Origin of the sequence: Thalassobacterium sedimentorum, from assembly GCF_031127905.1 — a bacterium.
GTDB lineage: Bacteria > Verrucomicrobiota > Verrucomicrobiia > Opitutales > Coraliomargaritaceae > Thalassobacterium > Thalassobacterium sedimentorum.
Genome location: NZ_JARXIC010000016.1, coordinates 35,448 through 62,097, shown reverse-complemented (window position 1 = coordinate 62,097; position 26,650 = coordinate 35,448). Strand labels below are relative to the sequence as shown.

Sequence of the window (26,650 nt, the reverse complement as noted above, 5' to 3'; positions counted from 1 at the left end):
TGTTATTGACAAGGCCTCACAGCTTTGTTTTACACGCGCGCTTTCCTCTATTAAATCAAATGGCATATAACGTAGGCATCCTCGGAGCGACTGGTGCAGTCGGTCAAGAAATCATTCGTCTCCTTCACGAGCGTGAGTTCCCCATCGCGGAACTTCGTTTGCTCGCATCGGCACGCTCCGCGGGCAAGACACAATCGTTTGGCGACAAATCCTGGACGATTCAAGAAGCGACTCCAGAGAGCTTCGCAGGGCTGGACGTCTGCATCTTTAGCGCCGGGGGCGACCAGTCCAAGCTCTTCGCTGCCGAGGCCGTCAAGCGCGGTTGTATCGTCGTCGATAACAGCTCCGCCTTCCGCCAGGACCCGAACGTGCCACTGGTCATTCCCGAGATCAATCCCGACTCGGTCGACAATCACCAAGGCATTTTGGCCAACCCGAATTGCTCGACAGCGATCTCGTTGATGGGGCTCTATCCGCTGCACAAAGCCTTCGGCCTGAAGTCTTTTATCGCCTCCACTTATCAAGCCGTTTCTGGCAGTGGCGCCGGCGGCTTGATCGAACTCGATCAACAGGCCCACGCTTGGGCTGAAGGGGGTGAGATGAAGCAAGAAGTGTATCCGCATCAGATCGCCTTCAATCTCATTCCTCACGTCGACAAATTTCTTGACGACGGCTACACCAAGGAAGAGATGAAGATGCTCAACGAGGGCCGCAAGATCATGGGGATCGACGATCTCCGCGTGACTTGCACCTGTGTGCGTGTGCCCGTTTTCCGTGCCCACTCGATCTCGATCAGTGCTGAATTTGAAAAGCCCGTTACTGTTGAAGCCGCGCGCGAAGCCGTGCGTAATTTCGAAGGCGCCGAGCTGGTGGACAATCCCGCGAACGCCGAATATCCGATGCCGCTCAACTACTCCGAGGTGGTGCCTTGTGGCGTCGGCCGCATCCGCAAAGATCTGGTATTCGAAAACGGCCTCGCGCTTTGGGTGACTGGCGACCAGCTCTGGAAGGGCGCTGCCCTCAACGCCATTCAAATCGCCGAGCTCCTGCACAAAAAGGGGAAGCTCGGAGCAGCCTAACGTAGTCGGGTTGGCTCCGCCGCCCGATCGCCGAGTCTAGACGCGTCGTCTTCGCTCCGTACGAGGCAGGGCAGGGCGGCAGAGCCAACCCTGCTACGTTCGTTTCGAATTCAATCCACAATTTCGCTCTTATGTCCGAACTCCACACACTCCTCGATTTCGGCATTTGTGTGATACTGTGGCTGGTGCAGTGCATCATTTATCCGAGCTTCTTGCACATGGAGGGGGCGTCGATGATCGATTGGCATAAGACTTATGTCTTTCGTTTCACCTGGATCATCGCTCCGTTGATGATCTTGCAACTCATTTGTGCCGCTTGGGCGGTGTGGGCGTTCGGCACCGTCTTGAGCTGGCTGGTCTTGATGCTGGTCATGACATGCTGGGGGCTGTCCTTTTTTGTATCCGTGCCGCTACACCGCCAGATCGATCAAGGTGATCCGACGCAAATCAAGCGCCGGCGGCTGATCTGGACCAATTGGCCGCGCACGCTTTTATGGACGGCAGTATTTATTTTAGGTTGGTAGTTGCGGGGCAGGGCTTTTCGAGAGCTTTAAGTATGAGCCTGAATTCATGCGTTTGAAACAACGACTAAAGTCGTCAGTCTTACCTGATACTATCAGAATGATATCTATAGGCTTTTTACAGTAATAGAGTGTGATGAGCGTTGTAAAGTTTCCGCGAGTATTCGGCAGATCTGAATTCATTAGGGATAAAAGGCATCCGTTTGCCTGAACTGTTGAACGCTCTAGCTACATATTATGGGCTAAGTATCACGTTCGAATGATTTTAAATCTGTCACAGCGAGCCTATGATGAGACGATTGCTTTAATTTGTATTTGTCGTAGCAGGTGGTGATTTTTGAGAATCAAGGCTTGCTGTGTGTTGGCAGAGTTGATTTTTTGCGACACTCAATCATTTAGGGCCTGTAGCTCAGCGGTTAGAGCAGGGGACTCATAATCCCTTGGTCGTGGGTTCGAACCCCACCGGGCCCACCACTCCGAAGGAGTGCCATTTACGAGCGTAGCGAGTTTTGGGGTGAAGAACCCGCGAAGTGGGTTTGACGGAGCGAAGCGGAGATGGGGCAGCGCTTGCGCTGGTCGCGTAGCGATGCCTAAAGCACCAACCCCACCGGGCCCACCACTCCGAAGGAGTGCCATTTGCGAGCGTAGCGAGTTTTGGGGTGAAGAACCCGCGAAGTGGGATGTTCCGCACGACATCAAAATGTCGTCCCTGGTTACTTGAAGTCCGGATCTGGCCGAGCATTTGCAGCTAAGTATTTCTAGGCGCTAGCTACATCCGAATTGTGAATTATCGTGGGTGTAAGCAGTGCGTATGCTTGAGCGCAGCGAAAGAAAATTGCTTGCGATGGTGACTCGCTCGTTGCTGATTTGAGTGATGTATCCTTGGCAGCATGAGCGGCGATTTAATGCGTATCCGCAGTATTTTAAGCAGACCTTTGGCCAACGGGTGCAGAAGGTCTCAATCGATGCAGGTTTTGATTGTCCGAATCGAGATGGCACGGTTGCGTATGGTGGTTGCACCTTTTGTGATAATGAGGCCTTTAATCCGTCATACTGTCGTCCAGAGGTGAGTGTGAGGGAGCAGATTGGGGTGGGCATGCGGTTTCATCGTAAACGCTATCATGATCCAGGACGTTATTTGGCTTACTTCCAAGCTTATAGCAATACGCATGCGCCGCTCGCGCAGTTGAAGCGGATTTATGAGGAGGCCTTGGCGGTGCCGGGGGTGATTGGTTTGGTCATTGGCACGCGTCCGGATTGTTTGGATCTAGAGAAGTTGGATTATTTTCGTCAGCTGGCTGAGACCAAGTATGTTGTTTTAGAAATTGGCATCGAGTCTTGCTATGATGCCACTTTGAAGCGCATCAATCGCGGGCACTCATACGCACAGGCGGTGGATGCTATTCACCTGGCCGCGGCGCGAGGGATACATGTGGGGACTCATTTAATTTTTGGTCTGCCTGGGGAGTCGCAGGACATGCTGTTGGCGCAGGCGCAAATGCTGTCGCGCTTGCCGCTGAATACGATTAAGTTTCATCAATTGCAGTTGATCCGGGGCACCGCGATGGTGACTGATTACGAACGCCACCCTGAGGATTTTCATTTTTACCAGTTGCAGGCGTATTTAGAATTAATGTGTCGCTTTATTGAGCGCTTGGATCCGCGCATTGTGATTGAGCGCTTCTTTGCTGAAGCGCCACCCGAGCTGGATGTGACTCCTATTCGCTGGAATTTACGCAATGATCAATTGTTGCAGCAATTCGAGCGCTTGTTGGAACGCGAGAATACGTGGCAGGGGCGCTTATGTGCCTTCCGGTAGCGGTCCTCGACGTACTTGATGGAAGCCTGAGGCCTTGCTAACTGCGATGTGTGTGTGTGCCTTAACCGACCACGTTGGATAGTTGGAAGATTGGCAAGAACATGGCCATCACGATGCCGCCGATGACAACACCCAGGAAGGTGATCAGTAATGGCTCCATCAATGATGTTAGGGCTTTTACCAGTGTGTCGACTTCGGCATCATAGAAATCAGCGACTTTGACTAGCATGCCGTCGACATTGCCTGTTTGTTCGCCAGCGCGACTCATGTGTTTAATCATGGGCGGGAAATAGGGGTCGGAGGCAATGACGTCTGAAACTTGCCCGCCTTCGCTGATGTGCTTGGAGATTTGCTTGCAGGCATTTTCAACGAAGGTGTTGCCGGATGCGGTGGCGACGATTTCAAGCGTCTTGAGAATGGGGACACCTGAGCGCATCAAGATGGCGTAGGTGCGGCAGAAGCGGGAAAGGTTCACTTTGCGCGTGAGTTCACCGATTACGGGCAGTTTAATGATTAGATTGTCTTTGACACGCTTACCTCTAGGGGTGGATACGAAACGTTTGACCAGCCAGATAATGCCGGCGATGCCGAGGATGAGTAACAGGATATATGATTTCAGGAAGTCGCTGAGTCCGATTAGAAATTGTGTCGGTTTGGGAAGTTCGGCTCCAAAGTCGTTGAACATTTCGGCAAAAACCGGGATGACGAAGACCAATAGCACATTCACTAGCACGACGGCCAGACCGATGACTACGAGTGGATAGACCAGTGCACCCTTGACCTGTTTGATCAATTTGACGGTTTCTTCAAAATAGGTGGAGGTCTTTTCGAGGATTTCTGCTAAGCTGCCGCTGGCTTCACCGGCCTCTACCATGGAGACAAATAGGTTGGGGAAGGCTCTGGGATAGACGGCACAGGCCTCCGAAAATGAGCGGCCGGCGGAGACGTCGTTTTTGACGTTACGGATGATGATCTGAAATACAGGGTTTTCAGTTTGCTCTTCGAGGGCTTCCAGTGCGCCGACCAAGGGCAGGCCAGCCTCAAGCATGGCTGCCAGTTGCTGGGTGAATATAGTGAGTTCGACCAGTTTTACCTTCTTCCTCTTGGCCTGCTTTTCATAGGACTTTTGTTTGGCGAGTCGTTGCCCTTCGGCAAAGCTTCTTTTCTTTTTGTTGCTGGTGGTCGCCTTCGAGTTGAGTGTAGCCATGAGTGAGAGTTTGGTGATTGTGGTGTCGGTGAATCTTTTCTAACAGATGCTATAGATGCAAGTACTTGGCGTGTCTGGTCTGTTTTTTGCGTAAAAATTAACGAAAATACCTTGGGCACTGACTGTGGTGAATGCTGTGTGCGTAGTTGTGAGGAGCGATATAAAGGTATAAATCTCTGTGATCGCGCCTTGACAGGTGCGGGGGCAGGGGTTTTTCTCTCCCGCTTTTCCCAAATAGAGGCACTTTCTTATGAAACCAACATATCGACCTTCCAAAATCCGTCGCGCACGCAAATTCGGCTTCCGCGCACGTAATGCTACACACTCCGGCCGCAAGGTCTTGGCAGCGCGCCGCGCTAAGGGCCGTCATCGTCTGGCCGCTTAGTCGTGCTAGTCATATAGTGGTGCATCATCGCAGGCGTATTCTATAGAGGCCATGGGGATCCCGGCTTCAATGCGCTTACGTAAGCCACGCGAATTTCAAGGAGTCCGCAGTCTGGGTCATCGTATCCACTGCGGACCTTTTATTTTTCAATGCCATGTGGGGGAGCGGGCCGTAGCGCCGCGTCTGGGTATTATTGCGAGCCGCCGTGTGGGCAATGCGGTGAAGCGCAATTACGGTAAGCGCCTCTTTCGAGAGCTTTTCCGGCAGCATGCGGATGCCCTGCCGCAGGGGAGTGAGCTGGTGGTGGTGCTGCGTCATCATTTTGATCGGTACAGTTATGATGATTTGGAGCAGCGTTTACTGCGGGCCTGTGCGAGTATTCGCAAGAAACACGAGGTGCAATAATGAGCTGTTGGAAACCGATTCGTACTCTTCTGCTTGGGCCGCCGTCGCTGTTATCACGCTGTGCAGTATTTTTGGTGCGAGTGTATCAATTACTGATTTCGCCGCTTAAGCAGATTTTGTTTGGCACTTCTTGTGGTTGCCGTTTTCAACCGACCTGCTCTTGTTATACCCGTGAGGCACTTCTACGGCACGGTTTTTTCTATGGCTTCTGGCTGGGGTTGCGGCGGATTTTACGCTGTCATCCATGGCATCCCGGCGGATTTGATCCTGTTCCGGACTTGAAAAGCAAGTCAAGGCACGACATTTCACCTCCTTTCAATACTCATTTAGATGGATAAAAAGAACACAATTTTAGGCGTTGTCTTTATTGCGGCCGGTATTGGCTTCATGTTTTGGCAAAGCCAGCAAATCGAACAACAGCGCATTGAGCAGCTGCAACAGGCGGAGACGCTGGGAGCACCTGCGGGGCAATCGACCACTCCGGCGGATGCTGTGATCTCTGCTGTCGAAGGGGGCAGACCTTCGCAAGCTGATGAACCTGCAGTGGCGGTGGCGGACCTCTTTGTGGCGGCGCAAGACGCGGAAGCAGGTGCATCCGAGGCTCCCATGCGCGAGGAAAAAACGGTTCATTTGGCCAATGACTTCATTGAAGCTGTGTTCACGACACGTGGAGGCGCGATCAAAACGGTTGATTTCTTGCAAACTAAGCGGGGCGAACGTGATGATTATGTCTTTAATCAGGATGGTTTTTTGCCTGCATTGAGCTTGAGTTACCAGTCCGGCGATGGAGCCATGCGTGAGTTTGCGCTGGATTATAGTATCGCCGAGCAAACATCTGATTCGATTACTTTTGTGTTGGATAATGGGGAGGGCATGGTGATTCGTCGCAGCTATCGTATTGCCCCTTCTGGATCAGATGCGGAGCCCTATATGATTGAGCATAGCACGGTGTTTGAGAATCAATCTGCTGTGGCGATCAACCCGCGCACAATCTATTTCAATCTGGGCACTGCACGGCCTATTTCTGAGGGGAAGCAGAGTGCAAATTATTTGAATGTTGGGCATTTTAACGGGAAGGATGCGGATTTCGTTCCGATTACCAAATTGACGGGCAGTCCGGGCTTCTTGTTTGGTATTGGGGCAAATCAGCCGAGTGATCAGCTCGAAATCGAGGATCGTATTGAGTGGGCCTCTGTTAAGAATCAGTTTTTTGCCAGTGTGCTCTCTTCTGCCGACACATTAGGCGACGATCTATTTATCTATCCGGTCGCAGCTGCTGATCGCGAAGATGGTCAGCCGGGGCGTCCGGGGATTTCCGGCAGTGTCGGTTATGAAGTTGGCTCTTTGGCGGCGGGTGAGGCAAGGTCGATGGACTTTCAGTTCTTTATTGGCCCGAAGGAGTTTAAACGTCTACAGGCCCTGGGCAATCAGCAGGACTTGGTCATGCAATTCGGAAAGTTCTTCGGATTCTTTAGTAAGCTGTTGCTTTCCTTTATGTATGCGATCCATTCGGTGGTGCCTAGCTGGGGCTGGTCCATTGTAATTATGACGATTTGTATCAAATTGCTCTTCTGGCCGTTGACGGCAAAGGCTAGTAAGTCGCAGAAGCGTATGGCTAAGATTCAAGGTCCGATGGCCGAGATGAAGGAAAAGTATAAGGATAATCCTCAGAAAATCCAACAAGAGACGCTAAAGTTATTTAAAGAGCATCAGGTGAATCCTGTCGCTGGCTGTCTGCCGATGCTGATTCAGATGCCTATTTTCCTAGGATTGTTTTATATGTTACGCACGGCTTCTGAGCTGCGACATGAGCCTTTCCTGTGGGTGAATGATCTCTCGTTGCCAGACACACAATTTGAAATCGGTGGTTTCCCGATTAACATCCTACCTATGATTATGGGAGTCACCATGTTCTTGCAAATGAGCATGATGCCTGTGTCGCCTACGGCGGATCCGATGCAGCAGAAGATTTTCAAGTTCCTACCTTTTATCTTTTTGATCTTCTTATACAATTTCGCTTCTGGCCTTGTTGTCTACTGGACGGTGCAGAATATTCTCACTATCGTGCAGCAAAAGATTATTAACAGTCGGCCGGATGAGGAGTTGAAGCCTGCTGTGGCCACCGCGACGTCGGCTGCCAGGACTAAAGGCAAGGGGAGCGCACCTAAGGCTAAAGCAAAGCGTAAATAAGGGGACAGCTGGTGTTGTTGGTATCGCTTATGCTTGTTGCTTCATTTCGTTTTTGAGGCAGTGAGCGAAACGAGGCTTGGCACGTTCGCTGCGCGGATGAGTTTTTCGTGAATTCATCGGTCAGCATTGTCCCTCAGGCGCTTTAATGGCTTGGGTCCTGCTCAGCTGAGTCTCATTCCATCGTGTGCTTTGGCAGTAAAGTCGCCTCACTTTATGGCGTAGTTATTAATTTTATATAATTCAGACATTTTATCGATTCATGAAATCATACTATCTATTTTCTTGCTTACTGTTAGCTGCCGCGGCGAATGCTGCGGTAGTGACTATTTCAGACTTATCGCTTAGCGCTTGGATGAGTAGTAATCCGACAGTGAGTCCGGGGACAGATTATTATATTTCCAGCGATAGCGGGCCGGAGGGTGCGGACGAGCTGCTGTTTAATAATCTGGCGACGACGATGGTGTATGTGGAAAATAGTTTTGGTGTGGCCGGAGGTGGCGCGCGACTGAGTTGGGATATTACGCTGACGCCATCCTACAGCTTTGCTAATACAGGAGGACTTTTCTGGTATGAAGATACTGGCGATGTTGGCCGGGATTATTTGGCCGTGCGCTACTCGGATACTGGTGTCACAGAGACCAATGAGATCTTTTTTGAAGCCAATGTTGCCGGCTCAAATATCAATGTGACACTTATACAAGATTTTAGCTTTGATGGCGCATTGAATTTTTCAGTGGAGATGGTCTATGCAGAGTCAAACGAATGGGTCTTGAGCGGGCAGATCTCGAGTGCCAGTGAGGTGCTCTGGGATAGTTCACAGACGGGCACCGTTGCGATCGCGAGTAGCATATTGGTGGGGGACAATGACATCTTCTTTGGGGCGAATGATTATACGCAGCAAGGAGGGACGGATCCATTCACGCGTATGAGCGGGGCCTTTGGTGTGGTGCCTGAGCCGGCTGCATTGGGTCTGATGTTGGGGCTGTTTGCTGGGCTGTCTGTGTGTCTCCGACGTCGCTAAGCTGTTTTTTTTGCAGACTGGGGGCGTCTGAAATGGATTACTTGCTGTTTGGCGAACTTCAGTTCATACTGGCCTTTCAGAGGTTGTAGAATGGATCCCGACCCAGAGGCTGGATTGGCCTTGATTTTGGAGGTTCGGTCCTAAACTATACTTGATATTAGTTTTAGAGCATATTTTCTGCTCTATTTAATGTCTTTGCGTGAGCTGAGACACTAATCATATCATGTAGGTCCGGGCTTATCCGGGCTTATAGAAAAATATATTCTCAAAATTCAACTTTCTATCAGCTATGTCAGGACACAGTAAATGGGCTACAATTAAACGGGCGAAGGGTGCCGCGGATGCAAAGCGCGGTAAGATCTTCAGTGTAATCAGCAAGGATCTCACCTTGGCAGCACGTGAAGGTGGAGGAGATCCCGCAATGAATCCACGTTTGCGCACAGTGATCGCCAAGGCTAAATCGGCAAATATGCCTTTAGATAATGTCGATCGCGCAATCAAAAAAGGCACAGGCGAATTGCCAGGGGTCACCTATGAAGAGCTGGTTTATGAAGGCTACGGTGCCGGTGGTGTAGGAATTATCGTAGAAATCACCACTGATAATAAAAATCGTTCTGCTTCTGAGGTGCGCAGTACCATGACTAAGAATGCCGGCAATCTGGCTGGTGTCGGTGCGGTGGCATTCCAATTCGATCGCAAGGGGCAAATTATTATCGACTCCAGTAAGATTAGTGAGGAAGCGCTGATGGACATCGCTTTGGAGGCGGGTGCCGAAGATATTAAAAACGAAGGCACACACTTTGAAGTCATCTGCCCAATGGTGGATTATGATTCCTTGTCACAGGCGCTCAATGAGCAGAATATTGAGACAGAGTCTTCAGAGCTCGCATACATCCCCAATATTATGGTGCCGGTAGAGGATAAGGAAACCGCTCGCAAGGTGCTCCATTTAATTGAGAAACTGGATGACCTTGAAGATGTTAAAGCCGTTCATTCGAATATGGATCTTGCAGATGACCTGCTTGATGACGAAGATGCATAATAAATGCTGCTAGAGTGTTCTAAAATCACTTGCCAAGTGCAAAGACTATACTCACGTTAAAGATTACTTTTAATTAAACCCCACAAATAAAAATGCGTATCAAGATCCTCGCTCTTCTGTCTCTTTCATTTGCCGCACTGGTATTTACCGGCTGCGATGGTGGTAAAGCCCAAATGGGCACCCAGGAAGCCAATCTCCTCGGTATCGCCAAAGTTGAAAAAGAGTCCTATCAGCCTAGTGGTAGCACGACATTTGCAATTAGCACCGACGAGCTCTACACTCGTAAGAATTATGATGGTGATAAGGTGACACTTCTCTGGGGCCTAGTCACACTTAAGGATTATTAGGATCCTCTGAATCTTTCGGATTTGTAGCTGCAGTTTATTAACTGCTATTCTCGGCTGATTCGAATCGTTCGGAGACTTGATTTTCTCTGAATCGGATTCGTCTTTTATCAAAACCGCCTCAGGTCTGGGGCGGTTTTTTTGCTGTCTGTTTACGCCGGTTCCGATCTTCTATGGCGTCATTGGCTCGGGGTGCTGCGTGCTATCGGATGATTTTAGTGTGGTCGATTGAGCTTTGCGATGTACATTTGTCGCATGCCCAATTCGAATCAGAATAGCTTGGAAACCGGTCGCGATGCCATGCGTGCAGAAGCGACCGCGATTGAGATGGCCGCTGCGCGGCTAGATGCTTCGTTTGCTGCCGCTGTTGACCTTATTTTGGCCGCGCCCAGTAAACTTGTGATCTGTGGCATTGGTAAATCCGGACACATTGGGGCCAAGCTTGCAGCCACTTTCTCCAGTAGTGGTACGCCTTCAGTTTTTTTGCATGCAGCGGAAGCCATTCATGGCGACCTGGGTGTTTATAAAGCCGGGGATCCCACAATTGTGCTTTCAAAAAGTGGTAGTACTGCGGAGGTGCTGCGTCTCTTACCTTTCTTTCGTAAATTTAAGTCACCGGTCATTGCCATCGTAGGGAACATTGATTCGCCCATCGCAGAGGCTGCGGACGTGGTGATCGATGCCAGTGTGGAGAAAGAAGCCGACCCACTCAATCTGATGCCAACTTCCAGCTCGACTGTGAGTCTGGCAATTGGTGATGCCTTGGCCGCGGCCCTAGTCAAGGCCCGCGATTTTACTGCCGAGGAATTTGCTACGTTTCATCCCGGTGGGCAATTGGGGCGTAATTTATTGATGACGGTGGGGGAGGTGATGCATCCGGTCGAGCGAGTGGCTTGTGCCTTGGTGGGTGAAACCTTGCGCGAGGTCGTTATTCGTATGACTCAAGCACCCTTCGGAGCCGCCTGTGTGTTGGCGCCAACAGGTGAATTGCAGGGAATTCTCACTGATGGTGACATTCGACGAATTCTTTCAGAAGAGGGTGATATATTGGCAAAGAAGGTGGGTGATTGCATGACCGCAGCGCCTATTTCAACACACCTCGAAATGAGCTTGAGTGAAGCGGTGCGTGTGATGGAGGATCGGCCATCGCAAATCTCCGTGTTACCAGTGGTTGATCAGGGCAGTGGTCGATGCATCGGTTTGCTGCGACTGCACGATGTTTATCAGCCTAGTTTTTCGTAGTTTATGTTAAGAAGCGTTCGGTTAGGCAGTTTACAATATAATCATGCGCTTCTTCCACTGTATCGACGATTTTAAAAAGATCCACGTCTTCAGGAGAGATGGTCCCCCATTTCACCAGAGCGTCAAAGTTGACAACATCATTCCAGAATTCGCTTCCGAAGAGTACTATTGGCGGTAGCTTTTCGATTTTTTTGGTTTGGACTAGCGTGAGCGTTTCAAAAAGCTCGTCCATAGTGCCAAAGCCTCCTGGAAAAGCGACCAATGCTTTGGCTAAGAGTACAAACCAATATTTGCGCACGAAGAAATAGTGAAATTCAAATTTGAGCTCTTCGGGAATGTATGGATTGACGCCTTGCTCGAAGGGAAGACTGATGCCTAGGCCTATTGATTTGCCTCCTACGTTGTGTGCCCCGAGGTTGGCTGCCTCCATGATTCCCGGGCCACCACCGGAACAGATCAGGAAGCGGTCCTGATGTTCTCCCGGCAGATTGAGTGACCATTGGGTGAGTGATTCGGATAGTTTGACCGCAGCCTCATAATAGGGGGCAGATTGTACTGAGCAGGTAGCTTGGTGCAAACTGCGCGCTTCTTCGATTGTGAGTTTGTCGGGATTTTTGATTCTAGCTTGTACCGTGGCTAACTGTTCTTCAGCTATTTCCAGCGGTTTGATACGCGCAGAGCCAAAGAGAACGATGGTGTCTTCAACTTTTTCTTTAGCAAAGCGCAGCCCTGGTTCAGTCATTTCGCACAGTACGCGAATGCTGCGGGCTGGATCACTATTTAAGAAATCACGATTGTTATAAGCCTTTTGTGGCCAGTCATCACGAGAGCGTTCGGGGGGGAGTGTCATAGCTTATGGAAGTGGATGAAAAATGATGGATATGCCGTTAGGCTGTGTGCGCTAGCCTACGGAGTCTTTGAGTATTATCAACTGTGGAACATGCTTTCACTTTGGAGGATGCTTGCTGGCTCCATGTACTTGCCAGACTTGGTTGAGTGTCTAGATGGCCAACTTGAGTTCCCAGAAAATCGTGTTTAAAATGTGTGCTTGCTAAGCGTAAAATCCCTTTACTTGGTCGATGATTTTACTGCAAAGCTGTACTTTACGTGGGTTGATGAGAAGTTGAACGGCACTATGGCGGCCCTCATCGCAGGGAAAAGGGAGGATGAGTGCCGGTAGGAAGCTCAGGCTGGTCGGGGCGTTGAGCCGAATTAAGTCGTTGCTAATCTGGCCACTCCAGTCGGCTCGATCTGGGGTGGGACTAGCACTTATAGGAATAATGAGATAATCATATTCTTGAAAGAAATTCACCATTGTTTCGCGTACCCTTTGTTGAGTTAAGGCGGCCTTATCTGCCTTTTCTGCATTGCAGATTTGGCCAGCTTCGATTCGACGAAGCAGATGCTCTGGGTAGCGGGTTCGGTATTCTTCGATCCAGTATTGGTGGATTGAGTAGAGTTCGCGGCTTTCTATAGTGGCGAATGCTTCACTGGATTCTTTAAAGGCTTTGCAGAGGGCTTTATTTGGCCTGGGGGTATCATGGACATCCAGATAGCGCGTCAATTCCATCATGTTTATTTTTAGATTTGGGTCGAGCTGAATGCTGGGGTCGTTTAGCAGGTAGCCGCGTGGCGATTCAATTTGTTGGGTGGGGGGCGTCGGGCAGATGGCAGCAATACTGCTTTGCAGATCCTCGATCTGTGCGGTGATCCAAGCCACAGAATCCAAGGATGGAACGATGGGAAAGACGCCTTCCCGGGCATAGACATTATTCCCCATGCGAAAGCCAAAGAGGCCGTGAAATGCTGCGGGGATGCGCATGCCTGCAGAACTGTCGAGACCGAAGGCAATCGGTACCCATCCCGCGCTTACTGCGTGCGCGCAGGCGCCGGCGCCGCCCCCACAAATATAGCGTAAACCATCAGCGTGCGGACAGCTGCCAAAGCTTAGATTACGACCGCGTGGATCGATGCCAAATTCGCTGGGTACCGTCTTCGCGAGTAGTATTGCACCTAAGCTCGTGAGTTTATGGTACAATAGGCTGCTGTCTTCTAGAGGCGTTTCAAAGGGTTCTTGGAAGGGAGCGCCGCAACGGGTTGGCAGTTCTTGGATGTCGAAGAGGTCTTGCAGCATGTAGGGGATGCCGCTAAGCGGTGCGTCCTTGAGTTCGCTTGCCGCCTGGCTATTCTGCAAGAGAGTATCTGTATCCGGTATTGCAGCAAGCAGTGCCCGGCGGGTTTCCGCAGGTAATGTTTCAAGTCGATTTAGAAATAGACTGACGAGTCGATCAGGGGCGCCACGTGTAATACGGCGCCATTCAGCAAAACTGTTGGTAATTTTCGCCATTAATTATTCTTTACCGAAGCGGCGCTCCCATTCGCTCCAACTAATTTCACTAAAGGTTGGCTTACCAAATGGCGATGTATGAGGTGTTTCACAGCCAAGCAAAGACTCGGCTAGTTGCTGCACCGCAGGTTCACTGGTGGTGTCGCTGCGTCGGTAACTGCCTTCGACAGCTAATTTGGCAACTGCTTCCCATATGAGCTCGTTCTGTTTGCGGGAACCGCCGCGTTGACGCAATAAATCCACCATGTCGCGCACAAAGCCTTCAGCTTGCTCGGGCTGTAACCAGGCGGGCACAGCTTCGATACGATAAAAGTGTCGACCGAATTCTTCAATATGGAAGCCTTGCTGATTCACTAAGTCCAGATGTGCCAGTAGGGCTTCTGATGCCAGCGGTTCGAGTTCGATTGGATGTGGGATTAGTAGCCCTTGGCTGGGGGGGGCACTTTCTCTGTAGCTTCGTAATATGCGTTCAAAGCGTACGCGCTGGTCTGCGTGGCGTATGTGTAGCATGACTAGCCCACGGGGGGTGTCGAACAGTCCATATTGTTTTTTGAGTAGAGTGATGAGTCGCCAAGTTGCGGCAGTGGCAGCAGCGGCTGTCGCCGGCTTGGGGACTGTGTTGACTGGCTTTGGGATGGCCGCTGGGGTCGGTGTGGGGAGCTTTGTTTGGGGACTGGGCTTCGATGTGGATTGCGGCGCTTGCGACAGGGGTGTTGGTTTTATTTGCGAGCTTGCAGCGTGCGTTACTGATGGCTGGGAGCGTGGAGTTGTTCCAAGTGCAGGTCGGGGGGATGTCGATTGAAATGACTCGACAACATCACAGGGGGCTGGTGTTTCGCTTTCGGCTTCCAGGTGGTCGTTCGAATGGCTGGTCTTTACTGATATTTCGGAGGTGGCCTGTGCGCGTTGTGCCTCGCTAGCTGTCATGAGTGTCTCTGTGATCGCGCCTAATACAAAGCGGCGAATGGCCCCATCATTGCGGAAGCGTACCTCGCGTTTTGCTGGGTGTACGTTGACATCGACTTCCTGAGTGTTGATCTCTAAAAATAGGAAGGCGGGTGGGTAGCGGCCTTTTTGAATGCGGCCGTGGTAGGCATCTAATACCGCAAAGCCGAGCGTGCGACTGTCAACGGGACGACGGTTGACCAACGTGACTAGCTCGCGCCGTGTGGAACGTCCGACGCCGGGTTTCGCTGTCAGGCCAGTTAGGCGATAGCCTGTCTTGGAATCGTATGCATCGACGGGGATTAGGTCGTCCGCGAGGCTGCGGCCCCAAATCTCGGCAATACGATCACGCAAACTTTCGCAGGCAGGTGATTGAAAGACTATGCGGCCTCCCTCCAGCACGCGGAACGCCACCTTGGGATGAGCCACCGCAAAGAGCCGTGTGTTATAAGTAATGTGAGCGGTTTCAGTGGGGTCTGTCTTGAGGAACTTGCGTCGAGCCGGCACCGAGTTAAATAGTTGAGCCACTTCAATGACGGTGCCAACCGGCATACCGCAGGCCTTTTTTTCGAGCATCTTACCACCGTTGATTTTAATTTCGGTGCCATGCTCCCAGCCCTCGGCACGCGTGCGCAGAGTAAAGCGTGAAACTGAGGCGATAGAGGGGAGCGCTTCTCCGCGGAAGCCGAAGCTCGATACTTCATTGAGGTCCGAAGCTTCGCGAATCTTACTGGTGGCATGCCGCTCCAGCGAGAGTAGGGCTTCATCCGGACTCATGCCTTTGCCATTGTCTTCAATTCGTATGTAGGATTTGCCGCCGTTACGAAATTCGACTTCGATACGGGTGGCACCTGCATCGATACTGTTTTCTACCAGTTCTTTGACGACGGCGACTGGGCGCTCAATGACTTCGCCAGCGGCGATTTGATTGGCGACTCGGTCAGATAGTATGCGGATTGAAGACATAGTTTACGGAACCTTACTCTTTTGAAGCACAGGGCCGTGGCTGCAAAGCAATTTCTTAATAAGTAAATCCGGACTTGTGGTTTTGGAGCATGGCTTACACTAACAAGGTATCGGCCAAAACCAAAGTGTCTCCTTTGCCATCGTGCTGGAGATCCTATAGTAGATTTCTTAACTCTCTTACCAACAATAATATGCCTAATCGACTTTCTGCAGAAAATAGTCTTTATTTACAGCAACACGCCCATAACCCGGTGGACTGGTACCCTTGGGGCGAGGAAGCACTTCAAGCTGCTGAAGAATCGGGCAAGCCGCTGCTGGTTTCGATTGGTTATTCCGCCTGTCATTGGTGTCACGTCATGGCGCACGAAAGCTTCGAGGACGAATACATCGCAGGTATTATGAATAAGCACTTCATCTGCGTGAAAGTCGATCGTGAGGAGCGGCCTGATGTGGATCAAGTTTACATGGAAGCGGTGCAAATGATTCAGCAACAGGGCGGTTGGCCGCTGAATGTCTTTTGTCTGCCAGACGGACGTCCTTTCTTCGGCGGCACTTATTTTCCGCCGGAAGATCGAGGTCAGGGGCTGATCCCGTGGCCGCAGATGTGTATGCGAATCGCCGATTTTTATAAACGCTCTAAGGAGGAGCTGATTGAAAATGCGGAGGCGATTCAAAAAAACATTCTCGCGGGCACTCAAGCTTCCAATATGGGTGGGGCATCGGGCGCCTGGAATACTGAGCTGCTGATCGAGGCAGCGGTCGGTATTTGCGGTAATCATGATGATCAATATGGAGGCTTTGGCAGTGCGCCCAAATTTCCACCTTCCATGTCGCTTAATTTCCTGCGTGCATTGCGTGCTCAAGCTGAGCCTGAATTGGCCCAGCGAATTGAAGCCATTAGCGCCACGACGCTGCGTGCGATGGCTCACGGTGGGCTTTTTGATCAATTCGGGGGCGGCTTTGCCCGCTATAGCGTGGATGCCCACTGGCTGATTCCCCACTTTGAGAAGATGCTTTATGATAATGCGCTGCTGATTGACGCCTACACACGCGCTTGGCTTGATGCTCAAGATCCGCTCTATGCGGCTGTGGTTGCAGAAACCATTGCTTGGTTAGAGCGTGAAATGTCAGCGCCAGGTGGTGGCTTTTACGCAGCGCTGGATGCGGATAGCGAGGGCGAAGAAGGCCGTTTCTACGTCTGGACGCCGGAAGAGGTTGACGCCGTGTTAGGGCCCTCGCTTGCGCGCGAAGTGCGCGCCGCATATAATATTACGGCTGAGGGGAATTTTGAGCAAGGCAACAGTAATCCCGCGTTGGTGGAACCCGACTTTGCCGTGCGTGAAAAACTCGCTGATGCCCGCCGTCAACTGCGCGAGCATCGGGAAGCCGAACGTGAAGCGCCGGGGCTGGACACTAAGGTCAGCACTGCATGGAATGCCATGTTGATCCGGGCACTCGTGGACGCTGGATTTTATTTTAATCGTCCTGAGTGGATACAGCGCGCACGCCAATGTGCTGATTTTTTGTGGGATCAGCTGGTCGCCGAAACTGAGACGGGTATTCAGCTCAAAGCCGTTTATTACGAGGCTGGTGGGGCTCAGGTGGATGGTTTTTTGCATGATTATGCACTTTTAGCCGAAGCCTGTCTCTCTATCGCTTCCAAAATCGACTGGGTCGATGCTGGTGCATCTGCTAGGTATCAAGCCCGTGCTCAAGTTTGCGTGGATCAGGCCTTGCAAGACTTTACCGATGCGCATTCGGTCGGCTATTATTTCACCTCTGAGGCGACAGCAACCCCGGTTGCTCGGCGTAAAGAGTGGTTTGACAATGCAACGCCGTCTGGCAATTCAGTGATGCTACATGCACTGAGTGGGCTTTATGCGCTGACTGGCGAAGGCTGCTATGCCGCCGAGTTCGAGGCCACGTTGCCAGCCTTTGCTGATTACGCGCGCAAAGTTGCTTCTGGTGTGGCTCACGGGCTCGAGGCTGCTGCGACTCATCAGGCCGGTATCGTCGTGATCAAAGTCGGGCAAGGCGTAGATCTGTCCACCGTGCGTGACGGTCTCGCCGCCCAACCCTGGCGTCGAAGCTTCATCCTGCAAAGCGTCGACCTGTCTGCCCAGCAGATTCAAGTCTGCCTCGGCACACAATGCCTCGCATCGACCAAGGATCTCGCGGAAGCAATGCAATCAATTCAATCTAGCTGAATGGAAAAATGTAGCGATGTGACAAGTCGCGCCCCTGCCAATTAAGCACTCTTTTAAAATGTCCGACGATCTCCACGAGCTCTACCAATCGATTATTCTCGATCATAATAAGCGCCCGCGTCATTATGGGGCGCTGACGGAAGCGACTCATCAGGCCGAGGGCTACAATCCTCTTTGTGGTGATAAGATTACAGTCTTCCTGCGCATCGTGAATGACCGTATTGAAGCCATTCAATTTGAAGCCGCCTGTTGCGCAATCTGTAAGTCCAGTGCCTCGATGATGACAGAGGCATTGTTCGGCCAAAGTGTTGTAGAGGGCGAATCGATCCGTAGTGGCTTAAGTCGTATTTTGAATTCGAATACGGACAGCAGCCCTGGTTTGGAAACTGCTGGCGAGCTCGCATCACTTGCAGGTGTACGTAAGTTTCCAGCGCGTATCAAGTGCGCTACGCTTCCTTGGCATACTTATCAAGCGGCGCTACGCGGTGAGGCTAAAACAGTTTCGGAGTAGTCAGCTGTTGGATCGTATTGCGTTTAGTTCGTCTTGGGCAATGTCGTGGAACTCCTCCGATATCCGATCGTCCTTTGCGACAAGCGTCCAGAACTCGAGTGCTAGCGGGCGTATTTAGTTTCATGTCGTTGCATTTTGCACAATTGGTAACTTTGGTCTGAAAGTGACTTGTGGGACTTCGTCGCGTGTTCATGCTTATATAGAGTTTGACTGGTCGATTTGCTCTGCAACCAATAGGTCGCGCTAGCGACCTTCCACTAGTTTATCGACTGGCGGACTGAATTCGACTATGAGATGCACGGGTTGCTTGCTCTGAAAGGATATGTGGTGATGAACTTTAGTTGTTCGTCGCCTGCGGAAGAGCTTTATTTGAGTTGAAGGTTAAACTTTACAGATATAATTTCGTTGTACTGTCGCATGTCGATTTGGTATGCAAAGGTAGGTGACGTTCACTTACCCTTACATACTTTATGAAAACCATTCCCCCTTCGTGTATATTATTTCGTAATTGCTCACGTGCATTTACATTAATTGAATTGTTATCGGTTATCGCGATTGTTGGTGTATTAATTGCGATACTTGTGCCTGTGTTTGCGTCCGTTCGTGAACAAGGCGAGTCTGCAAAGTGTCAGTCAAACCTTCGGCAGATTGGGGTCGCGTTGAGTCTATATTCTCAAATGAATAGTGGGTTTCTCCCTGGGAAGGATGGTCTTTCCAGCGCGTTTAAGGCTGTTAAGAAGGTCGCGCTTGTCGATTTGCAGCCATATATCGCGCATTCTATGGATGAATCGGTGGACTCTACTAGTTTGCAAGGAGTGTGGCGCTGTCCTTCTGGGCCTGACGTTTGGACGGTGACTTATTCACCAAATGTTACGATGTGGGAGCTTGATTTGAAGCGTTTGCTCAATCCGGCTAGTTTTGCCATTATGTGGGATCGAGGTGGGGTTGAGAGTAAGCCTCCGGGGACTCAGGATCCAGGTGAGCCATGGCATGGAAGTAAATATCATACTCTGTTTGCTGATAATCATGTAGAAGCATTAAGCAAAGATAAGCTAAGTGAGTGCATGGTGTTCGAAACTAATTAATTTCAGGGATTTATTATCCGCTAATTATTATGAGAGTTAAATTATATATATATAAATCCCTAAGACTATTGGTTTTATTATCCTTCCTTGGGAGGGGGGCTCCTGTCTTAGCTGCGCCGGATGTTGAGCATATTATTGTGTCTTATGATAAAGACGAATTTGCTGGTTGGCCTGCAAATCAAGGTATCTGGATCTGGGGAGATGACATTCTGGTTGGATATAATATTGGTAAATATAAATATAGAGATGGAAAGCATAGCATTGACCCTGAGGAGAGAATGCAGGTTGCATTTTCTCGTAGTCAAGACGGAGGGCATACATGGGAACGAGAGTCGGCTTACGATGCTGTAGGGTTTAGAAGGTCTGATTTAAAGGCGTCTAGTGATTTTGATGCTGATAGTTTTCTGTCGCCGAATTTTGCGATGAAGTTCAGATATGATAGTTACCATTATTCGAATGATCGTGGGTTGACCTGGGAAGGGCCATTCGAATTACAAAGATTTGAAGATCCAAATCTAATTGCCCGTACAAATTATATCGTAACTGGAGGTGATTCAGCGCTTGTCTTTTTGACTTCATCTCCGCGAGCTCATAGTACTAAGTTGGGGCGTGGTCGATCATTTATGGTGGAAACGAGTGACCGCGGAAAAACTTTTGAGTTTATTTCTTGGATTGGTCCTGATTTGGGAGAAGGCTTGCCTGATTCGGAACTGCCTGCTTTTTCTACGATGCCCTCGGCTGTTGAGATCGAAGATGGTCATCTAGTGTGTACATTGCGTCAAAGAGTGAATCGAAGGAAGTGGACTGATGTTTATGAATCTACAGATCATGGTCGGACGTGGGAGCATATTAGTCTTCTGGAGAAGGGCTCTACGAATCCTGCTGTCTTAGTTAACTTGGGCGGGACTCGATTGGCTGCAATTTACGGATGGCGAGGACGACCTTTTGGGTTGAGAGCAAAGTTAAGTAGAGATGGTGGACATAATTGGAGTGATGAGATTATCCTTAGAGATGATGGGATTAGTTGGGATATTGGATATCCTCGTGCAGTAGTTCGAGAGGATGGTACTGTCGTCGTCGTGTATTATTATTCGACTAAAGAAATGACTGAGCAGCACATTGCTGCAACTCTTTGGAGACCTCACTTTGATTAATACTCAAGACGTTACTTGAGTGTGCGAGTGGTTTTTCCATCTTTCCATGTGCCTTCAGCTAAAATGCTGAAGGGTTGTTTTGGAATGCCCTTGTCATTATGATGTATCATGCTCACTACTGATTCAACGGCTTGATGCCCGATGGAGCAAACGCCTTCATCGATGCCAGAAATATAATCGTCTTGATAAGGAGTTGCGGCAACTGCAAGACCGATGTCATTAGGCACTTCAAGGTGGATCTTTTTTAGCCAGCCTTTAATTTCGTGAATGAGAGTAGAGGAGATGATAATTGCGTCTGGATTGTTTGATTTTAGCCAGTCTAGGAAGGTTCTTTCATTGAAGTCATTTGCTAGCAGCGGCGGAGGGCTGTCGCTTGTTGATGAGAGTCTTAATTCGCGTTGGGCGATCCAATAGCCTCCGAGATAATTGTGGTCAACACGTTCATCATTTGCAGATGGCATGGCAAATCCTATACGACGGTAACCCAAATTATGAAGCTTTTTAACTACAGACCTGATGTTCCGAAATTGGTTATTCATGATGACATGCAGTTTAGGTGATTCTAACGAGTATCCGAGCGTGACTGATGAAAAATGCTCCCATTTGAGTTCAATTTTTGAATGAGAGGTTGGCAGTGGGGCGATGATGAGCCCTTGAATGTTCCGAGCCAGGAGAATGTTGGTTGCGCGGGGTGCACTCATTTTGGGCTCTTTTATCCAAAAATGTTCAATTTTGTAGCCGAGTTCTTGTGCTCTTTTTCTTACGCCATCGTAATAACCAGAGAGCTGAATCATTTCTTTCCAGCCGGTTTTTGTTGCAAAGGCTGTGACCCAGCCGATGGTGCCTTGGAATTTTGGTGCAGCACTGGAAGTGCGGTATGCATTCAGCGCTGATAGGGCAGGGTCGGGGTGATAGTTGTGTTTTACCGCTAGTTTTTGAATTCGAATTCTCGTTTGTTCTGGGATAGAAGGGTGGCTTCTTAGTGAAAGTGATACCGTCATTGGTGATACACCAGCAATTTTTGCTAAATCTCGTTGAGATACATGTCCTTTCATTGGATGAATGATTGTTGTTTGATGATTGGGGATCAAGTAATTATAGGCTTATTTTACAGAAATAGTAAGGCAGTTATTCCCAATTATTTGGTTCGTATTCAGGTTGCATTGATGAACTCTGATATACCTAAAAATGCAAATTCACAGAAGGCTCGGTCTTACGATGTAATTGTTTGTGGGGGGGGGCCATCTGGTATTGCAGCAGCTTTGGCATCGGCAAGACGAGGAGCAAAAACTTTATTGATCGAACGCTATGGATTTTGTGGTGGGATGGCAACTGCGGCATTGGTAAATCCTTTTTCCGGACACGCATATAGAGATCAATTGGCGCCTGATAAAAAGCGTGCTTCACTTATTGGGGGTATTTTTAAGGAAATTGCTTGTCGGCTTCATGAAAGGGGAGGATTTGGTTCGGTCCTGATGGATGCAGCATTCGATGAAGAATTGCTAAAACGGGTCTATGATGCTGCGCTTATCGAAGCTGGTGTAGTTGTTCGATATCATACGCAATTGCGTGGCGTGCAGCAAGACGGCGATCGTATCGTATCCATCAAAACTATTTCAAAAGGAGGTGAGACGGAGTATCGAGCAAAGACTTTTATCGATTGTTCGGGGGATGGCGATCTCGCGGCAAGTGTTGGTTGTTCATTTTCGGTTGGCCGTTCTTCCGACGGATTGACGCAAGCGATGACAGTCAGCTTTCGGATGGCGAATGTTGATAAAAGAGATATGTATGCTGCGGGTAGTATGCGTGCCGCTCGAGATTTGGTGGAGCCATATTTTCAGAGAGCTTTAGCAGCGGGTGAACTTCACTACCCTTATCGGAATTTTATACACTTCTACGATTATCCACGACCTGGTGTATTGCATTTTAATATGACTCGCATTACATGCGTCTCTGGTTTATCTACTGAAGATCTTACTTTAGCGGAAATCGAGGGACGTCGTCAGGCCTATGTCCTAGGGGAGTGGCTAGTGGAGAATGTCCCATATTTTAAGAATGCATTTATTGATAAAGTTGCCTGTCAGGTGGGTATCCGTGAGACGCGCCATATCCATGGACTATATACTATGACTACTGAAGATATAGTTGAGGCTAAGAAATTTAAAGATGGAATAGCAAGGTCACGTTATTTTATTGATATACATAATCCGAAAGGTGCGAAAGATCTGCATCAACAAGATGGCGCTAGAGGGCGGGTTCTTAGTTCATTTGGGCCACCGGAAGATGATTTCTATGAAATTCCATTTAGAAGTTTGGTGAGTCCTTCGTGCTCAAATCTATTGGTTGCCTGTCGAGCTTTATCTGCTTCGCATGAAGCTTCTGCTGCAGTCCGTGTGATGGCAACGATGCATGCGGTTGGCGAGGCGGCTGGTATTGCTTCGTCCGAAGCGGTCGCTCAGGGAGTCGATGTTACTTCGATATCTGGCGAGTGGGTGCGTTCTCAAATTCCATATATGGAAGAGGGGCCAGATTATGGGTATCCCTGGAGTGAAGAATTCAAAATTCAGTCGCACTCAACAATAATGCCTTTAGAGGTCGTTTCGGGTCGATGATCTATTGCTGTTAATACCACTCTATAAAATACTTAATCCCCCAGCTTGTTTTGAAACTCCAAATTTTTGATATTATTGTCATTGGCCTTTATTTCGCCTGTATGCTGGGAATTGGCTATTTTGTTTCAAAACGGAATAAGGATACTGAGGATTACTTTCTGGGTGGTCGTAACATACCGGGGTGGGCCATCGGTGTTAGTTTTGTGGGCACCATGATTAGTTCGGTGACTTTTCTAGCGCTACCTGCTGATGCTTTTAAAACGGCTTGGATTCGCTTCTTGCCGAATTTCGCATTCCCCGTTGTTACATTAATTGCTGCGTATGTATTTCTTCCTTTCTTCCGTCGAGGAACGATTTCATCCGCCTATCAATACTTAGGATTGAGATTCGGTTCTTCAATCGCAACCTATGGGGCATGTGTTTACATCGGTGCCCAAGTGGTGCGCTCGTCTTCAATTGTGTATTTGATGGCTCTTTTGATGTCTACGATGACCGGTTTATCCATAGATGCTTCTATCGTCGTATCTGGAGCAATCACTGCATTCTACACGGTTAAGGGAGGTTTTGAGGCAGTCGTATGGACAGATGTCATTCAGACTATTATTTTAGTTATGGGGGCTCTGATTATTATTGGAATGGTGATTTTGAGTCTCCCAGGAGGCATGACACAAATTATAACTGAAGGCTGGGCTGCTGGTAAATTTGCATTTAATGATTTAGATATAAAGACTGGTGAGTTAGCTTCGATGGAGCATGGATTCTCGTTATCAGAGAAAACAACAGTGATGTTGCTGCTTGTTGGCTTTACGCAGTTTTTGACAGGAAAGTTGAACCAAGAGACAGTCCAGCGCTGGTGCTCGACAAGCTCGATTCGCGAAGCGAGAAAGTCGATGTGGATTCTTGGAGGAAGTTCATTGCCAATTTGGGGGGCATTCATGTTCATGGGAACTTCCCTGTGGGTGTATTATCAACACTTTCCTGATACGGTATCCGCTGGAGTTTTAGACGGAACTTTAAAATCAGAATCAATTTTACCTCATTTTATTGTTACTGAAATGCCGGTCGGCTTGGCTGGGCTTGTCATTGCGGGCGCGTTAGCTGCAGCTATGAGCACGTTGAGTAGTTCGATTAATTCCACTAGTATGGTGATAGTGAATGATATTTATCAACCGCTGATCAAGAAAGGTGTTAAGAAAGAGGGGGATCTTAGGGTAGGTTTGGGGGCAGCTTTAACGGTTTCGCTTTTGATGATTGGAGGCGCTTTTGTATTTCTGTATTCAGAAACAAAGACGCTGACGGACTTTACAATTATTATTACGGCTGTGTTTGGTGGTGGGATCGCAGGTATTTTCCTTTTTGGTATGTTTACTCGAAGAGGGGATGCGAGAGCAGTGGTTGTTGGAATCGTGCTGACTCTATCGTTTACACTCTATGCGCTCTTGATGCAGTTTAATGTAGTAACGCGAATTTTTGATCCCTATTATACGGCGATCCTTGGTAATATTATTATGATTCTAGTGAGTTATGTCGCTTCAATGGTATTTCCTGCAAATACGAGAGACCTGACAAATTTGACCGTATGGGACCAAACTCAGGATGGTATTTCCTAGCAGTGAAATTATGAATGCTAAGCACAAAATTATTTCGTTCGGTTCGCTTAATGTTGATCATGTTTGGCACTTGGACTCATTGCCTTCGCCTGGCGTGACGATAGCTTGTGACGAGGCGTCCAGATCATGGGGAGGCAAGGGAGCCAATCAAGCCGTTGCCGCGGCACGCATGGGAGGGGACGTGACCTTGGTTGCCGCTCTAAAAGGGGACAGCTTGGGACATGAGTATGTAAAATATTTGTCAGCTCAGGGCATTGAGACTGATCTGTTGAATGTTCAGTTAGAGGTGGAAACTGGATCCGCTCAAATCTATGTGGATCAGCATGGTGAAAACATGATAGTTGTGCACGGGGGGGCGAATGAGCTTTGGACGAAGGAGACTGCTCGCTCGAGACTTCAATCTCTTCTCGGGCAAGATGACATCCTCTTACTGCAGTTTGAGGTACCTGTGCCTGCTGTAATGTCCGCATTGGATCAGGCGCAGCAAGTGGGCAGTCGAAGTGTCTTAAATGCTTCACCTGTAAATAACGATTTTCCATGGGGAAAATGTGCAATCGATACTATTATTGTAAATGAACACGAGTGCCTAGAGATATTTGGAAAGGCTCCGAACCATATATTTGCTTGGAGTGCTACGGAGGTTAAGGAGTTGCTCAGGCGCTATAGAATTGGTCATCTCATAGTAACGCGAGGTGCCCGTGCGACTTATTTGATTTCTGAGGTTGAAAGGGCGGAGATTCCCACTTTCCCAGTGTCTCCAGTGGATACCGTCGGCGCTGGTGATACGTTTGCCGGTGTTTTGGGGGCTTGCCTTGCTAGGTCCATCGATTGGAAACATGCGATTGCGACGGCCAACTACGCGGCAGCCATGGCGACTCTGAAGCATGGCGCTCAGGCGGCAATGCCCTTCTTGTCTGCGCTTGAAATGCCTATGAAGTTCAGGCGTTTTCCTACTTTACAGAAAAAGCTCTGAGATTGTTTTCATTTTACTTTAAACATTCAAAGTGCGTTTGAATTGCCGAAGTTGGCTCTCTTTTCCCCAACAACCCCCAACTAAAGTTAGAATAATACACATGAAAAAGAAAACTGCCTTACTTGTAATTATTGCTGCGTCTTTTACTGGAATTTCAGTAAAGGCTCAATCATCGCTTGCAGAGTGGTCATTTGATAATGGCACCGCTGGTGATGTTAATAATATATCGGCCTCCAGCGTGAGCAGTGGACTGACTGCTAGTCATTTAAGTGCTAGTGGCGGTACGAGTGCAAATGGTATTGTGACCGCGACTTATGGAACTATTCAAGCTACAGGGAGCGACAGCTTTGATGGAGCTGGATTTGAAGTGAGCATGGATATCACATCAAATTCTACTGCCCCAACGAGTAGTGATTATGCATTGAATTTTAATATTACGGTTGGTGCTGGCAAGACTCTCGAGTTAGCGAATTTCTCTTTTGATCTGGGATATGATACGAATTATGCAACATCAGGAGCCAATTATTATGCGCCTTACGCACAGTTGTTTGTATCAACTAATGGCACTAGTTGGAGCTCTGTCGGCAGTCCCGAAACGCTTGATATTGCCGATGAGAGTATTTTTAGTACAGGCAGCGGCTCTGGGGGTGTTCATTATATTTCTAGCGGTATTATAGTTGACTTGTCGTCCTCAAATGTTGGCGGAATTCTAAGTGAAGGCTCAACAGCCTACTTCCGATTGGCATTATCGGATGTTGGATCTAGTTCTGATCGGCGGCGTGTCTTCATTGATAATGTTGGAATAACAGGAGTCATCCCTGAAGTCTCCTGTTTCGGATTCGTCAGTGGGGCACTTGCATTCATGTGGGTGATGCTGCGTCGTTGTTCGGTCTAAAGGTTCATCTATCTTCTGCCTTTTATTAGGCATTTTCTATATCTATAGCCTCGCTTCCATGTCTGAGGATTGGGGCTAGTGTGTGTCATT

General features: G+C 49.1%; 24 protein-coding genes and 1 tRNA gene. 20 read left to right on the top strand and 5 right to left on the bottom strand.

From position 1 onward, the window contains the following. Nucleotides 1–59 precede the first annotated feature (59 nt). The 4 genes from QEH59_RS11000 to mnmL all read left to right on the top strand — a co-directional run bounded on the left by QEH59_RS11000 (nucleotide 60) and on the right by mnmL (nucleotide 3,419). A complete protein-coding gene (locus QEH59_RS11000) occupies nucleotides 60–1,079 on the top strand; it encodes an aspartate-semialdehyde dehydrogenase (protein WP_308985422.1) in 1,020 nt (339 codons plus the stop codon). Nucleotides 1,080–1,210: 131 nt separating this feature from the next. Continuing rightward, the gene (locus QEH59_RS10995; RefSeq protein ID WP_308985421.1) at nucleotides 1,211–1,603 is read left to right on the top strand and encodes a hypothetical protein; all 393 of its coding nucleotides are present in this window, start codon (nucleotides 1,211–1,213) and stop codon (nucleotides 1,601–1,603) included. Nucleotides 1,604–1,998: 395 nt separating this feature from the next. Continuing rightward, a tRNA-Ile gene (locus QEH59_RS10990) sits at nucleotides 1,999–2,074 on the top strand. Between the two features lie 400 nt (nucleotides 2,075–2,474). Then, nucleotides 2,475–3,419, top strand: a complete 945-nt coding sequence (mnmL, locus tag QEH59_RS10985) for a tRNA modification radical SAM protein MnmL/YtqA (protein ID WP_308985420.1) — start codon at nucleotides 2,475–2,477, stop codon at nucleotides 3,417–3,419. 61 nt (nucleotides 3,420–3,480) lie between these two features. On the opposite strand, the gene QEH59_RS10980 is transcribed toward mnmL, so the two are convergent. After that, nucleotides 3,481–4,626: a type II secretion system F family protein gene (locus QEH59_RS10980; RefSeq protein ID WP_308985419.1), complete on the bottom strand. Its 1,146-nt coding sequence runs from the start codon at nucleotides 4,624–4,626 to the stop codon at nucleotides 3,481–3,483. Between the two features lie 250 nt (nucleotides 4,627–4,876). On the opposite strand from QEH59_RS10980, the gene rpmH reads away from it, so the two are divergent. From rpmH to QEH59_RS10940, 8 genes are all read left to right on the top strand, one after another. After that, complete coding sequence (gene rpmH, locus QEH59_RS10975; protein ID WP_308985418.1) at nucleotides 4,877–5,011, top strand: 50S ribosomal protein L34; 135 nt, start codon at nucleotides 4,877–4,879, stop codon at nucleotides 5,009–5,011. A gap of 69 nt (nucleotides 5,012–5,080) precedes the next feature. Next, nucleotides 5,081–5,416 carry a ribonuclease P protein component gene (rnpA, locus tag QEH59_RS10970; RefSeq protein ID WP_308985417.1) on the top strand — a complete coding sequence of 112 codons (336 nt, stop codon included), beginning with the start codon at nucleotides 5,081–5,083 and terminating at the stop codon, nucleotides 5,414–5,416. Beyond that, nucleotides 5,416–5,754, top strand: coding sequence for a membrane protein insertion efficiency factor YidD (gene yidD, locus QEH59_RS10965; protein ID WP_345785339.1), 339 nt, complete (start codon nucleotides 5,416–5,418; stop codon nucleotides 5,752–5,754). Before rnpA ends, yidD begins: the two co-directional genes overlap by 1 nt. Further along, on the top strand, nucleotides 5,747–7,606 hold the full coding sequence (gene yidC / locus QEH59_RS10960; RefSeq protein ID WP_308985416.1) for a membrane protein insertase YidC: 1,860 nt from the start codon (nucleotides 5,747–5,749) through the stop codon (nucleotides 7,604–7,606). The genes yidD and yidC overlap by 8 nt, the downstream gene beginning before the upstream one ends. Nucleotides 7,607–7,865: 259 nt before the next feature. Next, nucleotides 7,866–8,627, top strand: coding sequence for a PEP-CTERM sorting domain-containing protein (locus tag QEH59_RS10955; protein ID WP_308985415.1), 762 nt, complete (start codon nucleotides 7,866–7,868; stop codon nucleotides 8,625–8,627). Between the two features lie 289 nt (nucleotides 8,628–8,916). Next, complete coding sequence (locus tag QEH59_RS10950; RefSeq protein WP_308985414.1) at nucleotides 8,917–9,669, top strand: YebC/PmpR family DNA-binding transcriptional regulator; 753 nt, start codon at nucleotides 8,917–8,919, stop codon at nucleotides 9,667–9,669. A gap of 92 nt (nucleotides 9,670–9,761) precedes the next feature. Next, nucleotides 9,762–10,016, top strand: a complete 255-nt coding sequence (locus QEH59_RS10945) for a hypothetical protein (RefSeq protein ID WP_308985413.1) — start codon at nucleotides 9,762–9,764, stop codon at nucleotides 10,014–10,016. 252 nt (nucleotides 10,017–10,268) lie between these two features. Beyond that, nucleotides 10,269–11,255, top strand: a complete 987-nt coding sequence (locus QEH59_RS10940) for a KpsF/GutQ family sugar-phosphate isomerase (RefSeq protein WP_308985412.1) — start codon at nucleotides 10,269–10,271, stop codon at nucleotides 11,253–11,255. Between the two features lies 1 nt (nucleotide 11,256). On the opposite strand, the gene QEH59_RS10935 is transcribed toward QEH59_RS10940, so the two are convergent. The 3 genes from QEH59_RS10935 to mutL all read right to left on the bottom strand — a co-directional run bounded on the left by QEH59_RS10935 (nucleotide 11,257) and on the right by mutL (nucleotide 15,513). Continuing rightward, a complete protein-coding gene (locus tag QEH59_RS10935; RefSeq protein WP_308985411.1) occupies nucleotides 11,257–12,105 on the bottom strand; it encodes an LOG family protein in 849 nt (282 codons plus the stop codon). 201 nt (nucleotides 12,106–12,306) lie between these two features. After that, complete coding sequence (locus tag QEH59_RS10930; RefSeq protein WP_308985410.1) at nucleotides 12,307–13,602, bottom strand: amidase family protein; 1,296 nt, start codon at nucleotides 13,600–13,602, stop codon at nucleotides 12,307–12,309. Nucleotides 13,603–13,605: 3 nt separating this feature from the next. Then, a complete protein-coding gene (gene mutL / locus QEH59_RS10925) occupies nucleotides 13,606–15,513 on the bottom strand; it encodes a DNA mismatch repair endonuclease MutL (RefSeq protein WP_308985409.1) in 1,908 nt (635 codons plus the stop codon). A gap of 191 nt (nucleotides 15,514–15,704) precedes the next feature. Here mutL and QEH59_RS10920 point away from each other — a divergent pair, with 191 nt between their 5' ends. The 4 genes from QEH59_RS10920 to QEH59_RS10905 all read left to right on the top strand — a co-directional run bounded on the left by QEH59_RS10920 (nucleotide 15,705) and on the right by QEH59_RS10905 (nucleotide 20,470). Next, nucleotides 15,705–17,720: a thioredoxin domain-containing protein gene (locus tag QEH59_RS10920; protein ID WP_308985408.1), complete on the top strand. Its 2,016-nt coding sequence runs from the start codon at nucleotides 15,705–15,707 to the stop codon at nucleotides 17,718–17,720. A 58-nt stretch (nucleotides 17,721–17,778) separates the two neighbouring features. After that, entirely contained in the window at nucleotides 17,779–18,231 is a 453-nt protein-coding gene (gene sufU / locus QEH59_RS10915) for a Fe-S cluster assembly sulfur transfer protein SufU (protein WP_308985407.1), read from the top strand. Nucleotides 18,232–18,701: 470 nt separating this feature from the next. After that, nucleotides 18,702–19,316, top strand: a complete 615-nt coding sequence (locus tag QEH59_RS10910; protein WP_308985406.1) for a type II secretion system protein — start codon at nucleotides 18,702–18,704, stop codon at nucleotides 19,314–19,316. A gap of 29 nt (nucleotides 19,317–19,345) precedes the next feature. Continuing rightward, on the top strand, nucleotides 19,346–20,470 hold the full coding sequence (locus QEH59_RS10905; protein ID WP_308985405.1) for a sialidase family protein: 1,125 nt from the start codon (nucleotides 19,346–19,348) through the stop codon (nucleotides 20,468–20,470). Nucleotides 20,471–20,481: 11 nt separating this feature from the next. On the opposite strand, the gene QEH59_RS10900 is transcribed toward QEH59_RS10905, so the two are convergent. After that, nucleotides 20,482–21,525 carry a LacI family DNA-binding transcriptional regulator gene (locus tag QEH59_RS10900; protein WP_308985404.1) on the bottom strand — a complete coding sequence of 348 codons (1,044 nt, stop codon included), beginning with the start codon at nucleotides 21,523–21,525 and terminating at the stop codon, nucleotides 20,482–20,484. 3 nt (nucleotides 21,526–21,528) lie between these two features. Between QEH59_RS10900 and QEH59_RS10895 the strand changes: the two genes are divergently transcribed. The 4 genes from QEH59_RS10895 (at nucleotide 21,529) to QEH59_RS10880 (ending at nucleotide 26,560) form a co-directional block, all read left to right on the top strand. Then, the gene (locus QEH59_RS10895) at nucleotides 21,529–23,082 is read left to right on the top strand and encodes an FAD-dependent oxidoreductase (protein WP_308985403.1); all 1,554 of its coding nucleotides are present in this window, start codon (nucleotides 21,529–21,531) and stop codon (nucleotides 23,080–23,082) included. Between the two features lie 50 nt (nucleotides 23,083–23,132). Beyond that, entirely contained in the window at nucleotides 23,133–24,692 is a 1,560-nt protein-coding gene (locus QEH59_RS10890) for a sodium:solute symporter family protein (protein WP_308985402.1), read from the top strand. 10 nt (nucleotides 24,693–24,702) lie between these two features. Next, complete coding sequence (locus tag QEH59_RS10885) at nucleotides 24,703–25,665, top strand: ribokinase (protein ID WP_308985401.1); 963 nt, start codon at nucleotides 24,703–24,705, stop codon at nucleotides 25,663–25,665. A gap of 100 nt (nucleotides 25,666–25,765) precedes the next feature. Next, on the top strand, nucleotides 25,766–26,560 hold the full coding sequence (locus tag QEH59_RS10880) for a hypothetical protein (protein ID WP_308985400.1): 795 nt from the start codon (nucleotides 25,766–25,768) through the stop codon (nucleotides 26,558–26,560). Nucleotides 26,561–26,650 lie beyond the last annotated feature (90 nt).

Coding starts and splice junctions, on each gene's coding strand:
- QEH59_RS11000 (WP_308985422.1), top strand. CDS start 60: ATGGCATATAACGTAGGCATCCTCGGAGCGACTGGTGCAGTCGGTCAA.
- QEH59_RS10995 (WP_308985421.1), top strand. CDS start 1,211: ATGTCCGAACTCCACACACTCCTCGATTTCGGCATTTGTGTGATACTG.
- mnmL (WP_308985420.1), top strand. CDS start 2,475: ATGTATCCTTGGCAGCATGAGCGGCGATTTAATGCGTATCCGCAGTAT.
- QEH59_RS10980 (WP_308985419.1), bottom strand. CDS start 4,626: ATGGCTACACTCAACTCGAAGGCGACCACCAGCAACAAAAAGAAAAGA.
- rpmH (WP_308985418.1), top strand. CDS start 4,877: ATGAAACCAACATATCGACCTTCCAAAATCCGTCGCGCACGCAAATTC.
- rnpA (WP_308985417.1), top strand. CDS start 5,081: ATGCGCTTACGTAAGCCACGCGAATTTCAAGGAGTCCGCAGTCTGGGT.
- yidD (WP_345785339.1), top strand. CDS start 5,416: ATGAGCTGTTGGAAACCGATTCGTACTCTTCTGCTTGGGCCGCCGTCG.
- yidC (WP_308985416.1), top strand. CDS start 5,747: ATGGATAAAAAGAACACAATTTTAGGCGTTGTCTTTATTGCGGCCGGT.
- QEH59_RS10955 (WP_308985415.1), top strand. CDS start 7,866: ATGAAATCATACTATCTATTTTCTTGCTTACTGTTAGCTGCCGCGGCG.
- QEH59_RS10950 (WP_308985414.1), top strand. CDS start 8,917: ATGTCAGGACACAGTAAATGGGCTACAATTAAACGGGCGAAGGGTGCC.
- QEH59_RS10945 (WP_308985413.1), top strand. CDS start 9,762: ATGCGTATCAAGATCCTCGCTCTTCTGTCTCTTTCATTTGCCGCACTG.
- QEH59_RS10940 (WP_308985412.1), top strand. CDS start 10,269: ATGCCCAATTCGAATCAGAATAGCTTGGAAACCGGTCGCGATGCCATG.
- QEH59_RS10935 (WP_308985411.1), bottom strand. CDS start 12,105: ATGACACTCCCCCCCGAACGCTCTCGTGATGACTGGCCACAAAAGGCT.
- QEH59_RS10930 (WP_308985410.1), bottom strand. CDS start 13,602: ATGGCGAAAATTACCAACAGTTTTGCTGAATGGCGCCGTATTACACGT.
- mutL (WP_308985409.1), bottom strand. CDS start 15,513: ATGTCTTCAATCCGCATACTATCTGACCGAGTCGCCAATCAAATCGCC.
- QEH59_RS10920 (WP_308985408.1), top strand. CDS start 15,705: ATGCCTAATCGACTTTCTGCAGAAAATAGTCTTTATTTACAGCAACAC.
- sufU (WP_308985407.1), top strand. CDS start 17,779: ATGTCCGACGATCTCCACGAGCTCTACCAATCGATTATTCTCGATCAT.
- QEH59_RS10910 (WP_308985406.1), top strand. CDS start 18,702: ATGAAAACCATTCCCCCTTCGTGTATATTATTTCGTAATTGCTCACGT.
- QEH59_RS10905 (WP_308985405.1), top strand. CDS start 19,346: ATGAGAGTTAAATTATATATATATAAATCCCTAAGACTATTGGTTTTA.
- QEH59_RS10900 (WP_308985404.1), bottom strand. CDS start 21,525: ATGAAAGGACATGTATCTCAACGAGATTTAGCAAAAATTGCTGGTGTA.
- QEH59_RS10895 (WP_308985403.1), top strand. CDS start 21,529: ATGAATGATTGTTGTTTGATGATTGGGGATCAAGTAATTATAGGCTTA.
- QEH59_RS10885 (WP_308985401.1), top strand. CDS start 24,703: ATGAATGCTAAGCACAAAATTATTTCGTTCGGTTCGCTTAATGTTGAT.
- QEH59_RS10880 (WP_308985400.1), top strand. CDS start 25,766: ATGAAAAAGAAAACTGCCTTACTTGTAATTATTGCTGCGTCTTTTACT.